This is a genomic window from Methylobacterium sp. AC433 (assembly GCF_979253015.1).
Genome location: NZ_CEEDBN010000018.1, coordinates 22022 through 35786, shown reverse-complemented (window position 1 = coordinate 35786; position 13765 = coordinate 22022). Strand labels below are relative to the sequence as shown.

General features: G+C 69.8%; 14 protein-coding genes. 3 read left to right on the top strand and 11 right to left on the bottom strand.

Features of this window, described 5'->3' with window-relative positions; genetic code table 11:
* Positions 1-69: 69 nt before the first annotated feature.
* Complete coding sequence (locus AC0IWM_RS20445) at positions 70-936, bottom strand: outer membrane protein (RefSeq protein ID WP_471757994.1); 867 nt, start codon at positions 934-936, stop codon at positions 70-72.
* A 422-nt stretch (positions 937-1358) separates the two neighbouring features.
* Here AC0IWM_RS20445 and AC0IWM_RS20440 point away from each other — a divergent pair, with 422 nt between their 5' ends.
* A complete protein-coding gene (locus tag AC0IWM_RS20440) occupies positions 1359-1673 on the top strand; it encodes a hypothetical protein (RefSeq protein ID WP_471757992.1) in 315 nt (104 codons plus the stop codon).
* Positions 1674-1753: 80 nt separating this feature from the next.
* Here the strand turns inward: AC0IWM_RS20440 and AC0IWM_RS20435 are convergent, their stop codons facing one another.
* The 4 genes from AC0IWM_RS20435 to AC0IWM_RS20420 form a co-directional block, all read right to left on the bottom strand.
* Positions 1754-2473: a di-trans,poly-cis-decaprenylcistransferase gene (locus tag AC0IWM_RS20435; protein ID WP_471757990.1), complete on the bottom strand. Its 720-nt coding sequence runs from the start codon at positions 2471-2473 to the stop codon at positions 1754-1756.
* A gap of 67 nt (positions 2474-2540) precedes the next feature.
* Positions 2541-2909, bottom strand: coding sequence for a transcriptional regulator (locus tag AC0IWM_RS20430; RefSeq protein ID WP_471757988.1), 369 nt, complete (start codon positions 2907-2909; stop codon positions 2541-2543).
* Positions 2896-3513, bottom strand: coding sequence for a hypothetical protein (locus AC0IWM_RS20425; protein ID WP_471757986.1), 618 nt, complete (start codon positions 3511-3513; stop codon positions 2896-2898). The genes AC0IWM_RS20430 and AC0IWM_RS20425 overlap by 14 nt, the downstream gene beginning before the upstream one ends.
* 85 nt (positions 3514-3598) lie before the next feature.
* On the bottom strand, positions 3599-4327 hold the full coding sequence (locus tag AC0IWM_RS20420; RefSeq protein WP_471757984.1) for an aspartate/glutamate racemase family protein: 729 nt from the start codon (positions 4325-4327) through the stop codon (positions 3599-3601).
* A 295-nt stretch (positions 4328-4622) separates the two neighbouring features.
* Here AC0IWM_RS20420 and AC0IWM_RS20415 point away from each other — a divergent pair, with 295 nt between their 5' ends.
* Positions 4623-6338: a DEAD/DEAH box helicase gene (locus AC0IWM_RS20415; RefSeq protein ID WP_471757982.1), complete on the top strand. Its 1716-nt coding sequence runs from the start codon at positions 4623-4625 to the stop codon at positions 6336-6338.
* A 129-nt stretch (positions 6339-6467) separates the two neighbouring features.
* Positions 6468-7520, top strand: a complete 1053-nt coding sequence (locus AC0IWM_RS20410) for a GGDEF domain-containing protein (RefSeq protein ID WP_471757980.1) — start codon at positions 6468-6470, stop codon at positions 7518-7520.
* 20 nt (positions 7521-7540) lie between these two features.
* Here AC0IWM_RS20410 and AC0IWM_RS20405 read toward each other — a convergent pair whose 3' ends face one another.
* The 6 genes from AC0IWM_RS20405 to sufB form a co-directional block, all read right to left on the bottom strand.
* Positions 7541-7918 (bottom strand): HesB/IscA family protein, encoded by a 378-nt coding sequence (locus AC0IWM_RS20405; RefSeq protein ID WP_471757978.1) that lies wholly within the window; start codon positions 7916-7918, stop codon positions 7541-7543.
* 285 nt (positions 7919-8203) lie between these two features.
* Complete coding sequence (locus AC0IWM_RS20400; RefSeq protein WP_056469487.1) at positions 8204-8584, bottom strand: SUF system Fe-S cluster assembly protein; 381 nt, start codon at positions 8582-8584, stop codon at positions 8204-8206.
* 10 nt (positions 8585-8594) lie between these two features.
* Positions 8595-9839, bottom strand: coding sequence for a cysteine desulfurase (locus tag AC0IWM_RS20395; RefSeq protein WP_471757976.1), 1245 nt, complete (start codon positions 9837-9839; stop codon positions 8595-8597).
* Between the two features lie 179 nt (positions 9840-10018).
* Positions 10019-11341: a Fe-S cluster assembly protein SufD gene (gene sufD, locus AC0IWM_RS20390; RefSeq protein ID WP_471757974.1), complete on the bottom strand. Its 1323-nt coding sequence runs from the start codon at positions 11339-11341 to the stop codon at positions 10019-10021.
* Between the two features lie 2 nt (positions 11342-11343).
* A complete protein-coding gene (sufC, locus tag AC0IWM_RS20385) occupies positions 11344-12096 on the bottom strand; it encodes a Fe-S cluster assembly ATPase SufC (protein WP_056469498.1) in 753 nt (250 codons plus the stop codon).
* Positions 12097-12288: 192 nt separating this feature from the next.
* Positions 12289-13758, bottom strand: coding sequence for a Fe-S cluster assembly protein SufB (sufB, locus tag AC0IWM_RS20380; RefSeq protein ID WP_056469500.1), 1470 nt, complete (start codon positions 13756-13758; stop codon positions 12289-12291).
* Positions 13759-13765 lie beyond the last annotated feature (7 nt).

Genomic DNA, 13765 nt, shown 5'->3' with positions numbered 1-13765 from the left:
CGAGGCCGGGCTTTCTCGTTGGCCCGAGCCCGCGCGACCGGATCGGTCGCGCGGGCGGCCGTTCGGATCCTAGTAGGAGCCGAACTTGTAGTTCAGGCCGGCGCGGACGACGGCGAACTCGGTGTCGCGGACCTGGCGGCCGCCGCTGACGAGCACGACACCCGGGCTGGTGACGCTGACTTCCTGGCCGGCGTTGTTGACCGCGAAGACGCCGTTGTTGCGGTTGCCGCGGTCGAGGTTCACGTACAGGCCTTCGACCTTCAGCGTGACGGCCGAGGACTTGAAGAAGTTCAGGAACGAGTCGGTGGGGAGCGCGTACTCGATACCGCCGCCGGCAGCCCAGCCGGTCTGGAAGTCGTCGCGGCTGCTGTTGGTCAGACCGAAGTCACGGCCGCCGCCCGAACCGTAGGCGAAGCCGCCGGTGCCGTACACGAGGGTGCGGTCGAAGGCGTAGCCGAGGCGGCCGCGCACGGTGCCGAAGTAGTCGAGGCCCGAGACGCCGGCCGGGTTGAAGACCTGCTGGGCGGCCAGCGGGCCGGTGGCGGAGAAGCGGTTCCGCTCACGACCGAAGTCGACGTACTGGGCGTCGGCCTCGACACCGATGACTACGCCCGAACCCGGGGTGAACTGGTAGTTGTAGCCGACCTGACCACCGCCGACGAAGCCGTCGTTGCTCTGGCCGTTGCTGAACGCGATGGCAGCGGTGGTGCCCGGCAGGACCAGGGTGCTGGCGCCGTTCACGCCGATGACGGTCGGCTGGCTGTTGCTGGAGGCGTCGAAGCCGTAGCCGGCGTTGAAACCAGCGTAGAAGCCGGTCCAGGTGAACACCGGCACCGGCACGAACACCGGGGGAGCCGCGCGGCGCGGAAGATCGGCGGCCGAAGCGACGGCAGTCAGGCCGGCGAGCACGGTGGAGGCGAGAAGCAGTCTTTTCATGGGTTTAACCTGGTCCTGGTTGGCGAGAGCCGGCGCGCTTGTAGTCCCTGGCCGACGCGAGGTCTGTCGCTTTCCTGCAACAAGGCCACCTATTAGGCCCCCAGATGTCAAAGAAGGGTAAAGGTTAGCGATCGGTCATTTCGAGCTTTGTGCGTCGGTGCCATCACGCACATCCTCAAGAGACAAGTGATCCCGGCATTGGGCCTCACCTGTTGAAATCAAGACCTGCCGCAAGACTTTCTTCAGATCCCAATTGCCTGCAGGATCGTGCCGGATTGCGGGTCGATCTCACGTTTTATTGCCGTCCGGCGCGGGGCGGCGCCGTCTCGAAGCGCCCTTGGCGCAAGTCCTCCTTAACCATGACGGGCGAGACTTCGGGACGCGCGGCCAGGGTCCGCGCCGCCAGACGGACGATCGCGCCCATGCTCCTGCCTAGCCCCCCTCTCGACCTGCCCGCGGACGCGCTCGCCCGCGAGGCGAGGATGGAGTTCGGGCGCGGGGCGGCGGAACCGCCGCGCCCGGCGACCCTGCTGCCCTGGGCGATCAAGGTCGGCCTGGTCGTCGCGGTGTGCGCCTTCGGCGCCACCCATTACCTGTCCCGCGCCGTGGAGCGCGGTCCGGATCGCCAGCGCGAGGCGCGGATCCCGGCCACCGATCCCGAGACCACGGGCGCCATCGGCCCCGCGGCGTCCCGCACGCGCCTCGATCCCTGCACGGCGCTCGACCTCAGGCGCTGAGCACGCGCACCGAGGAGGGCGCCGCCCGCCCCGCGCGCCTCGAGGGCTCGTCCGCGCTGCCGGCCCCGAAGCCCGGGGTCTCAGGCGGCCCGGGCGGGCGCGGCGAGACCGCCGAAACGGCGGGTCCGGCCGGAGAACGCCCGGAGCGCGGCGGCGAGGTCCTCCGGACCGAAATCGGGCCAGTGCGTGGACGTGAAGTGCAGCTCGGCATAGGCGCTCTCCCACAACAGGAAGTCCGAGAGGCGCTGCTCGCCGCTGGTGCGGATCACGAGGTCGACGTCCGGGATCGGCTCGCCGCTGACCGCCCGCCCGAAGGCGGCGGCCGATGGCGTGCCGGTTTCCACCGACGTGCCCGCCAGCGCGCCCGCCGCCGCCAGGATCGCGGCGCGGCCGGAATAGTCGATCGCGATGCGCAGGTGCAGGCCGGTGCCGGCCGAAGTCAGGTGCTCCGCCCGGCCCATGGCCTCGGCGAGGCCCTCGGGCAGGCGATCCCGCCGGCCGATCACGCTGAGGCGTATCCCCGCCCGCGCCAGGCGCGCGGCCTCGGTCTGGAGATAGTGCCGCAGCAATCCCATCATGCCGGTGACCTCGTCCGGCGGCCGGCGCCAGTTGTCGCTGGAGAAGGCGTAGAGCGTCAGGGTGCCGATGCCGGCCCCGGCCGCCGCCGCGACGACCCGCCGGGTCGCCGCGACACCGGCCCTGTGGCCGGCCACTCGCGGAGACCCGCGCTCGGTCGCCCAGCGGCCGTTGCCGTCCATGATGATGCCGACATGAATTCGGTCCTGCAGAGTGCTTTGCATTGTAAAGTTTCCTGGCAAATGGAGGATGGATCTTGGGCGTCGGAGAGTGGCGAGGCCTGCGGACGGATCAGGCCGGCTGCGGCTGGGCCGCGGCTTCGGGGGCGCGCTCGGCCGCCTCGGCGGCGTCGCGCACCACGCGCTCCAGCACCGCGAGATAGTCGAGGAAACGGCTGCGCCCGGCGGCGGTCAGGCCGCAGGTGGTCTGGGGCCGGTTGCCGTCGTAGCCCTTGCGGATCTCGACGAGGCCGGCCTCCTGCAGAACCTGGAGGTGGCGGCTGAGATTGCCGTCGGTGAGCCCGCAGAGCCGCTTGAGGTCGCCGAAGGCGAGGCCCTTGGGATGGGCGATCAGGGAGGTGAGGAGGCCGAGGCGAGCCTTCTCGTGGATGACCCGGTCCAGCCCCTCATAGGCGAAGGGGGCAGCCTCAGGCCGCGACATCGGTGGCCTCCGTGCTCTGGCGGACGACCAGCGCCATCAGCCCCTGCCCGACGGCGAAGGGCAGCCCCATCGCCCAGGGCGACAGGGCATGGCTCTCGGCCGTCAGCACCAGCACCGCGAGGCCGGCCACGAGGTACCAGGCGCCCACCAGGGCGACCGCCCGCGGCATGACCCGGGCGCCGGCGAAGATCCCCAGGCTCACCAGCACTTGCCACAGGCCGGGCAGCATCCACAGGTTCTCGGGCGAGACCCGCGCCAGCACCAGGGCGAGGAGCGCGCCGGCGGCACCGGCCGGCAGGAACTGCTCCACCGCGTCCCGGATCATCCCGTCGGCGAAGCCACCGCTGTGCCGGCGGGAACGGGCGCACATCTCCCACCCGATCAGCCCGAGGGAGCCGAAGGCGGTGGCGATCCAGCCGCCGAAGTAGAGCAGCGGCGCTGCCGTCGGGTCGTCGAGGAGGAGGGTCTGTGCCGTGGCGGTGGCGAGCGCGAGCCCGGCGGTGGCCGCGAAGGCCGCCGCCCCGTACCCCCGGAAGGCGCTGCCGCGGCCCAGCTGCGCGCGGATGGCAACGATGTCGGCCAGGGCCTTGTCGAGATCCGTCATCGGGAATACCTCACTCTGCATCGCAGAGTATATGGGCCTGCAAAGCCGATGCAAGCGGATTCTTTGCATCGCAAAGCGAGGGGCGTCAGGTACGGGCCAGAAGATTCGCGAGCGCCGGCGGCAGGCCGAGACTCGCGAGCGGCGGAGCTTCCTCCGCCGGGCGCCCTCCCCCGGCCGCGGCGGCCAGCACCGCGCGGGTGCCGGCCTCGACCGAGCACAGCACCGGGGCCGGCACGGCGGGCTGGATCCGCGCCGCGAGCCCGGCCAGGGCGGCCCCGCCGAGGATCACCGCCTCGGCGCCATCCTCCCGGACGCAGGCGGTGCAGGCCGCGGCGAGGAGGCCGAGGGCCGCCTCCGGGTCGGCGGCGATCTCGGCTCCCGTGGGCGCGACGGTGCGCACGCCGGTCAGGCGCTCGCCGAGGCCGAGGCCGGCGACGAACTCCGTCAGCATCGGCCCCCACAGGACGCCGCCCGTGACGATGCCGAAGGGCCGGGCGCCCGCGCTCGCGGCCCGGCAGGCGGCCTCGGCCATCCCGACCACCGGGACCGGCGAGACCTCGCGCAGGGCGGCGAGGCCGGGATCGCCGAAGCAGGCGAGGTAGACCGCGTCGCAGCCGTGCCCGTGTTCGGCGAAGGCGTCGAGGGCGGCGTGCCCGGCGATCGCCGCCGCCGCGCGGCTGGAGATGTAGCGGGCCCCGAACCGTCCGGTGGCGGGCACCAGGGCGATGCCGTCTCCGGCGATGGCCCGGACATGGGCGGCCACGAGGTCGGTGACGGAGGCGGTGGTGTTGGGGTTGATGAGCAGGATGCGCAATTCGGTCCTCGGTCCAGGGCGGGGATCGTACCCGCCGAGGCAAGGGGCCGGCCAAGGGGCCAGCCAAGGGGTTCGGCCGGGATCCGGGTCATGGTGCGCGGGCGAACGGGCCTGCGGATAAGCCGTCCTGACCGGGTTCCCCTCGATTGACAAGGCCGTGCAAGGCCCTAAGTGTCCCCGCAACGCGGGTGCGCGGCGGGTCGTGTGTCGAAGCCGCCCCTGATGCCAGCCGTCGCCGTGTCGATGTCCTCCGCGCCGGTTGGTCCATTCCCGCGCGCAACGGTTCTCATAGAATATGTCTTTTGCCGACCTCGGATTGAGCGACAAGGTCCTCCAGGCCGTCACGGCGGCCGGTTATTCCGAGCCCACGCCGATCCAGGCCCAGGCCATCCCTCACGTGCTCGCGCGCCGCGACGTCCTCGGGATCGCCCAGACCGGCACCGGCAAGACGGCGGCCTTCACGCTGCCGATGCTGACGCTCCTGGAGAACGGCCGGGCCCGCGCCCGCATGCCGCGCACGCTGATCCTGGAGCCGACCCGCGAGCTCGCCGCCCAGGTGGTGGAGAATTTCGACCGCTACGGCATCAACCACAAGCTCAACGTCGCGCTCATCATCGGCGGCGTCTCCTTCGCGGAGCAGGACGCCAAGCTGATGCGCGGCACCGACGTGCTGATCGCGACGCCGGGCCGGCTCCTCGACCATTTCGAGCGCGGCAAGCTGCTGCTCACCGGCGTCGAGCTGCTCGTCATCGACGAGGCCGACCGCATGCTCGACATGGGCTTCATTCCCGACATCGAGCGCATCGTGAAGATGGTGCCCTTCACCCGCCAGACCCTGTTCTTCTCCGCCACCATGCCGCCGGAGATCGAGCGGCTGGCCGACATGTTCCTGCACACGCCGCAGCGGATCGAGGTGGCTCGGCCCGCCTCCACCGCCGCGACCATCGTGCAGAAGCTCGTGGCCACCAGCTCCGAGGGGCACGAGAAGCGCGACCTTCTGCGCCGCCTCATCCGCGGCGAGGCCGAGCTGAACAACGGCATCATCTTCTGCAACCGCAAGCGCGACGTGGCCCTGCTCCAGAAGTCCCTGGCCAGCCACGGCTTCAACGTGGCGGCCCTGCACGGCGACATGGACCAGCGCGCCCGCACCATCGCGCTGGACGGCTTCCGCTCGGGCGAGGTGCCGCTCCTAGTGGCCAGCGACGTGGCGGCGCGCGGCCTCGACATTCCGGCGGTGAGCCACGTGTTCAACTTCGACGTGCCGCACCATCCGGAAGACTATGTGCACCGCATCGGCCGGACCGGCCGCGCCGGCCGGGCCGGACACGCCTTCACCCTGGTCAGCCGCGCCGACGAGCGCTCGCTGAACGCCATCGAGGCCCTGATCGGCCAGCCGATTCCCTGGGCCGAGGGCGACCTCGCCTCGGTGCCGGATTCCGCGCCTTCCGCGGACGGCGAGTCGACCCGCACCCGCTACCGCGGCAAGACGGGCCGGCAGGTCCGGGGCGGCGAGGGCCGCGGCAAGCCGGAAGGCCGCAGATCCGAAGGCCGCGCCGCGTCGGGCGGCCGTCCGGAGCGGACCAGGGCCGAGAGCGCCAAGGCGAATCCGGCGATGTCGAATCCGGCCGTGTCGGATCCTGCCCAGTCGGAATTGCTCGGCTCGGACGATGCCTTGAGAGCGGATGCCGGCAGCGGGCCGGAGGCGGCGGAGGACCGTGCGCCGAAGCGGGCGAGTCGCCGGGATGGGCGCGGCACGCGCTCCTCGTCCCGCCGCGGCGTGTCCGAGCGCGCGGCGCCGGATACGGAGGTCGTGCAGGATCTCGCCCCGGCCCCCGCGCCGCAGGCCTCGCACCGGGCGCCCCGTCCCGAGCGCACCGCCGAGCGGTCCCGCGAGGAGCGCCGCCCGCCACGCCGCCGCGGCGACGAGGACGAGGGCGAGACGCCGGTCGGCCTCGGCTCGCACGTGCCGGCCTTCCTGCTGCGTCCGGTGGTCGTCAAGCCCTCGAAGTAAACCGGTCCGTCGAGGCGCGCGTCCGCGCCGAGCTTAACCGCATCTCCACGATCGTTTCTGCATGATGCGGCGACGCGAGGACGCTCCGCTCCGGAATCGGGCCGGAGGGATGGGACGGTTGGACGAACGATGGACGGCAGTCATGGCGACCGTGAACGGAGCTTTGCGCTGGCCGAGCGCGCCAACGCGTTGATCCGCGATTACGGCCCGTCGGCCGAGCCGCGCGCCTACGCCGTCTGGTACGCCTACGTCGCCGGCACGCAGCCGCGGATGAACGACGCCCTCAAGCGCCTGACGGCGACCTCGGGGCGCTTGACCGAGGCGGACGTCGACGGCCTCTACGAGACCTATCTCGATCCCTCGCGCCTCTCGGCCGCCACCGAACGTGCGAGCAGCAGCGTGCTGTCGGAGATCGCGGGGGTAATGGAGGTGCTGGACCTCTCCCTCGGCACCACCGCTCAGTACGACGCATCGCTGCGGGATCTGACGCGGGACCTCGACGGCGCCGTTCCGAACGCGGCCGGCCTGCACTCGATCGTCGCCGCCCTGGTGGCGACCACCCGCGAGGTCACCGCCAACAACCGCACCCTCGAGGCGCGGATGCGCGAGAGCCGGAGCGAGATCGAGACCCTGCGCGAGACCCTGGAGGCGACGCGCCTGGAGAGCCTGACCGATCCGCTCACCGGCTTGTCGAACCGCAAGCACTTCGAGGACAGCCTGTGCCGGCTGGTACAGGGAGCTTCCGCGGCAGCGCCGGCCTGCCTGATCGTCATCGACGTCGATTCGTTCAAGCGCTTCAACGACGTCTACGGCCATATCACCGGCGACCAGGTGCTGCGCCTCGTGGCCATTGTCATGCGCGAGCACGTCAAGGCCCACGCGGTCCTCGCCCGCTTCGGCGGCGAGGAATTCGCCATGCTCCTGCCCGCCACTTCCCGCGCGGCGGCCTACGCCCTCGCCGAGACGGTGCGGACCAGCGTGATGGCGCGCGAATTGGTGAAGCGCTCGACCGGCGAGTCGCTCGGCAAGATCACGATTTCCCTCGGGGTGGCGGTGCACCGCCCGGGCGACACGGCGGTGTCGCTGCTCGAGCGCGCCGACCAGTGCATGTTCAGGGCCAAGCGCGACGGCCGCAACCGCACGGTCGACGACGCCGACATGGACCTGTCGAGCGTCGCCTGACGCCGCGTCCGCCCCGCGCGTCAGGCGCTGGCGTGGACCGCCTCAGGGTTCACCGGAGTGATCGCGACGGATTCGCCGCAGCCGCAGGCCGAGGTCTGGTTCGGGTTGTTGAACACGAACTGGGACGAGAGCTTGTTGGTCTGGAAGTCCATCTGCGTCCCGAGCAGGAACAGCAGCGCCTTCGGATCGACGAAGACGGTGACGCCGCGATCCTCGACCTTGTCCTCGCCCGGTTTCTGCGCCTCGGCGTATTCCATGGTGTAGGACATGCCGGCGCAGCCGCCGTTCTTCACGCCGACCCGGACGCCCGCGATGGGCTGGTCCGCATCGGCGATGATCGCCTTGATCCGGTCTGCGGCCGCGTCGGTCAGCGACAGGACCTTGAACTTCGATGCCATGATGTCTCTCCGACAGCCGGGTTCAAGGCCCGGGCGGGTGAGGGTGCTAGAACCCGGTTAAGATAAGGATCGCGGGGCCCGGGGTCCATGGCCGTCCGTGCACGGTCCGGTGGCCCGGCTCGACCGGCGAATCGGACAGGTTCGGGAGACCGCGACCATCGAAGGGCCGGTGGCCGTCATCATCGTCCGGGTATCGGCGCCACGCCGGGGATGGCCGACATATCCGATGGCCTCGCCTTCCTGCAGCGCCGGGACCTCGCCAGCGAGGGCTGATCCCGCGCGCCGCTACCACATGTCCAGCGCGACGCGGGCCTCGTCCGACATCCGGCTCTGGTCCCACGGCGGGTCGAACACCATCGTGACGGCGCAGGATTGCACGCCCGGCACCGCCGCCACCGCGGTCTCGACCCAGCCCGGCATCTCGCCGGCCACGGGACAGCCCGGTGCCGTGAGGGTCATGTCGATGGCGACCGTGCGGTCGTCGGCGATGTCGACCTTGTAGATCAGGCCGAGCTCGTAGATGTCGGCTGGGATCTCGGGATCGTAGACGCTTTTGAGGGCGACCACGATGTCGTCGGTCAGGCGGTCGAGTTCCTCGGGCGGGATCGCCGAGTCGCTCGCGATGGTGGGGGTGTTGGCCCCGCCGGTGATGGCTGCGTCGCTCATGGTCTGGTCCTCAGGCGAACATCATCTCGGCCTTGGCAAGCGCCTCGGCGAGGGCATCGACTTCCTCGGTGGTGTTATACAGTCCGAACGAGGCGCGACAGGTGGAGGTCGCGCCGAAGCGCGTGAGGAGGGGCATGGCGCAGTGCGTCCCCGCTCGGATCGCCACGCCGTAGCGGTCGATCACGGTGGCGATGTCGTGGGCATGGGCCCCCTTCATCTCGAAGGCGATGACGCCGCCCTTGTCCCGGGCCGTGCCGATCATCCGCAGGGAATTCATGGCGCCGAGGCGCTCCTGGGCGTAGGCGAGCAGGGACGCCTCATGGGCGGCGATCTTCTCGCGGCCCAGCGTCATCATGAACTCGAGCGCCGCGCCGAGGCCCACCGCCTCGACGATCGCCGGCGTGCCCGCCTCGAAGCGGTGCGGCGGATCGTTGTAGGTGACGCTGTCCTGGCTGACCGTGCGGATCATCTCGCCGCCGCCCTGGTAGGGAGGCAGGCGCTCCAGCCAATCCTTCTTGCCGTAGAGGACGCCGATGCCGGTGGGGCCGTAGACCTTGTGGCCCGTGAAGACGAAGAAGTCGCAATCGAGCGCCTTCACGTCGATGGGCTGGTGCACCGCGCTCTGGGCGCCGTCGAGGAGCACCGGCACGCCGTGCGCGTGGGCGATCCGCACGATCTCGGCGGCCGGCGTCACCGTGCCGAGCACGTTCGACATGTGGGTGATCGCCACCATCTTGGTGCGGGGCGTGAAGAGTTTCTCGTACGCGTCGACGAGGAAGTTGCCCTGGTCGTCCACCGGCGCCCACTTGATCACGGCCCCGCGCCGCTCGCGCAGGAAGTGCCAGGGCACGATGTTGGAATGGTGCTCCATGATCGAGAGGATAATCTCGTCCCCCTCCCCGATCAGGCCGGCGTGAGCCATGGACGAGGCCACGAGGTTGTAGGCCTCGGTGGCGTTGCGGGTGAAGATGATCTCGTCGGTGGACTCGGCGTTCAGGAACTGCCGCGTGGTCTCGCGCGCGCCCTCGAACCCTTCCGTGGCGGCATTCGCCATGAAGTGCAGGCCGCGATGGACGTTGGCGTAGCCCGTCTCCATGCAGTTCACCATGGCGTCGATCACGGCGCGCGGCTTCTGCGACGAGGCCGCGTTGTCGAGATAGACCAAGGGTTTGCCGTAGACCTTCTGCGACAGGATCGGGAACTCGGCCCGGATCGCCTGGACGTCGTAGGGAGTGTTCGGGACGGGTGCGTTCATGCGTGGACCTGTTTCGTGTCCGATCCGCCCCCTTCGCGGGGCGGGCGCCTCGCGGAGCGAGGCGAGAAGAGGTTGCTCGCGAAGTCGGCCGGATGAAGCGAGCGCCTTGTCTCGATGTGGCGCGGCCCTTCTCCCGGTCGCTCCGCGACCACCCTCCCCCGCGGAGGGGGAGGGTTTTGTCAGGCCCGCGCCGCGAGCCACGCCTCGATGGTACCGACCAGCGCCTCGCGGGCACCCTCGTGGCTGACCGACTCGATGGCCGCGCCGAGGAAGGCCTGGACCAGGAGGCTCTCGGCCTGGGCCTTCGGCAGCCCGCGCTGCATCAGGTAGAACAGCAGGTCCTCGTCGAGGGCGCCGCAGGTGGCGCCGTGGCCGCAGGCGACGTCGTCGGCGAAGATCTCCAGCTCGGGCTTGTTCATCATCTGCCCGTCGTCGGACAGGATGAGGCAGGCCGACATCATCTTGCCGTCGGTCTGCTGGGCCGCCTGCTGGACGATGATCTTGCCCTGGAAGACGCCCGTGGCCTCGCCGTCCACCACGGTCTTGAACAGCTCGCGGCTGACGCCGCCGGTGGCGGCATGGTCGGCCAGGAAGGTGGTGTCGGCGAGCTGGCGGCCGTTGAGCATGGCCGCCCCGTTCACCACCGCGCGGCCGTCGGCCCCGGCGAAGTTCAGGTAGACCTGGTGGCGCGAGAGCACGCCACCGACGACCACGTTGACGGTCTCCACCGCCGACGCGGCGCCGAGCTTCACCGAGAGCGTCGACAGGGCCACGGCCTCGCGACCCTCGGCGTTCAGGCGGGCGTGCCGGAAGGTGGCGGTGTCGGCCACCGTCACGTCGAGGGCGTCGTTGGGCTGGTAGGCGACGCCGTCCGGCCCCTCGTGGCTCTCCAGCACCATGACCTCGGCGCCCTCCCCCAGCACCACGAGGGCGCGGGTGGCGGTGGAGAAGGCTTGGGCGCCGGAGGCGACGAAGCGCAGGTGCAGCGGGGTCTCGACCTTGGCGCCGGGCTCGACGGCGATCAGCGCACCATCCGCCAGGAAGGCGGTGTTGAGCTGGTAGATCGGGTTCTCGGAGGCCTGGCGCACCGGCGTCAGCCGGTCGAGGAGCGCATGGCCCTCGGTGAGCGCCCGGGTCAGCGGCGTGACCGTGACCCCGGCCGGAATCCGGCCGAGGTCGGATTCGGCCTCGATCAGGTGGCCGTTGACGAAGGTGAGGCGCACGGCCTCGATCCCGGCAAAGCCCCTGGCGCTCGCCACGGCCGCCTGCGCGACCTCGGCCGAGGGCATCTCGGCCGGATGGGCCGCGTCACGGAAGGCCGAGCGCAGGTCGGTGTACTTGAAGGCCTCGACGCGGCGGGTCGGCAGGCCGACCGCCTCGAAGTAGCGGAACGCCTCCTCGCGGGCGATCGAGACGCCCGTGGGGTACTTCATCTTGGTGGCTTCGAAGAGCTTGGAGAGCCCGGCCTCGGCCGCGCTGCGCAGGGGGGTGATGTCGGCCATGATCAGGCGGCCTCGCCCGTCCGGTACTCGGCGTAGCCGGAAGCCTCGAGCTCGAGGGCGAGCTCCTTGCCGCCCGACTTCACGATGCGGCCCTGCGACATCACGTGGACGACGTCCGGCACGATGTGGTTCAGCAGGCGCTGGTAGTGGGTGATGACGAGGAAGGAGCGCCCCTGGGCGCGGAGCGCGTTGACGCCCTCGGAGACGATGCGCAGGGCATCAATGTCGAGGCCGGAATCGGTCTCGTCGAGGACGCAGAACTTCGGCTCCAGCAGGGCCATCTGCAGGATCTCCATGCGCTTCTTCTCACCGCCGGAGAATCCGACATTGAGGGCGCGCTTGAGCATGTCCTTGTTGATCTCCAGCTTCTCGGCCGCCGCGTTCACCCGGCGGATGAAGTCGGGGGTGGAGAGCTCGCCCTCGCCGCGCGCCCGGCGCTGGGCGTTCAGGGTCGCCTTGAGGAAGGTCATGGTGCCGACGCCCGGGATCTCCAGCGGATACTGGAAGGCCAGGAACACGCCCGACGCCGCGCGCTCGTCGGGGCTCATCTCGAGGATGTTCTCGCCGTCGAGCAGGATCTCACCGTCGAGGACCTCATAATCTTCCTTGCCCGCGATGACATAGGACAGGGTCGATTTGCCCGAGCCGTTCGGGCCCATGATGGCGGCCACTTCGCCGTCGTTCACCGTGAGGTCGAGGCCGTTGAGGATCTGCTTGTCCTCGATGGCGACCACGAGGTTCTTGATTTCGATCATTGTAGGGTCGTCCTAAGTCTCGAAGCGTTGGATCGCGAACCCTCCCCCCTTTGCGGGGGAGGGTGCCTGCGGAGTAGGCGGGAGAGGGGCGACCTCTCCGGGAAGTGCGCTCCCCTCACCCGGCCCGCTTCGCGGGCCATCCTCTCCCGCGAAGGGGAGAGGGCAAGTGCGCGCTGATGTGGTCGAGCCGGCTCAGCCCACCGAGCCCTCGAGGCTGATCGAGATCAGCTTCTGGGCCTCGACGGCGAACTCCATCGGCAGCTGTTGCAGCACGTCGCGGACGAAGCCGTTGACGATGAGCGCGGTCGCCTCCTCGTTGGAGAGGCCGCGCTGCTGGCAGTAGAACATCTGGTCTTCCGAGATCTTCGAGGTGGTGGCCTCGTGCTCGAACTGGGCCGATGAGTTCTTCGACTCGATGTACGGCACGGTGTGCGCGCCGCACTGGTCGCCGATGAGCAGCGAGTCGCAGTTGGTGAAGTTGCGCGCGCCCGTCGCCTTCCGGTGCGCCGAGACGAGGCCCCGGTAGGTGTTCTGCGAGCGCCCGGCCGAGATGCCCTTCGAGATGATCCGGCTGGTGGTGTTCTTGCCCAGATGGATCATCTTGGTGCCGGAATCGACCTGCTGCATGCCGTTCGACACCGCGATCGAGTAGAACTCGCCGCGGGAATTGTCGCCGCGCAGGATGCAGGACGGGTACTTCCAGGTGATGGCCGAGCCGGTCTCGACCTGCGTCCAGGAGATCTTCGAGTTCACGCCCCGGCAATCGCCGCGCTTCGTCACGAAGTTGTAGATGCCGCCCTTGCCCTCGTTGTCGCCCGGGTACCAGTTTTGGACGGTCGAGTACTTGATCTCGGCGTCGTCGAGGGCGACGAGCTCGACCACGGCGGCATGGAGCTGGTTGTCGTCGCGCTTCGGGGCGGTGCAGCCCTCGAGGTACGAGACGTAGCTGCCCTTGTCGGCGATGATCAGCGTGCGCTCGAACTGGCCGGTGTCGCGCTCGTTGATGCGGAAATAGGTCGACAGCTCCATCGGGCAGCGCACGCCCGGCGGGATGTAGACGAACGAGCCGTCGGAGAAGACCGCCGAGTTCAGGGTCGCGAAGAAGTTGTCGGTCACGGGCACGACGGAGCCGAGGTACTTGCGCACCAGATCGGGGTACTCGCGGATGGCCTCCGAGATCGGCATGAAGATCACGCCGGCCTTCGACAGCTCGGCCTTGAAGGTGGTGGCCACCGAGACCGAGTCGAACACCGCGTCGACCGCGACCCGGCGCTCGGGAGCGATGCCCTCCAGCACCTCGACCTCGCGCAGGGGAATGCCGAGCTTTTCGTAGGTCTTCAGAATTTCCGGATCGATCTCGTCGAGCGACATCGCCGCCGGACGCTTCGGGGCGGCGTAGTAGTAGATGTCCTTGTAGTCAACCTTGTCGTAGGAAACCCGCGCCCAGTCGGGCTCCTGCATGGTCTGCCAGCGCTTGTAGGCGTCGAGGCGCCAGGCCAGCATCCACTCGGGCTCGTCCTTCTTGGCCGAGATGAAGCGGATCACGTCCTCGGAGATGCCCTTCTCGGACTTCTCCATCTCGATCGTGGTCTCGAACCCGTACTTGTACTGATCGAGGTCGATCGAGCGGACCCGGTCGATGGTTTCCTGCACTGCAGGCATTATGCGT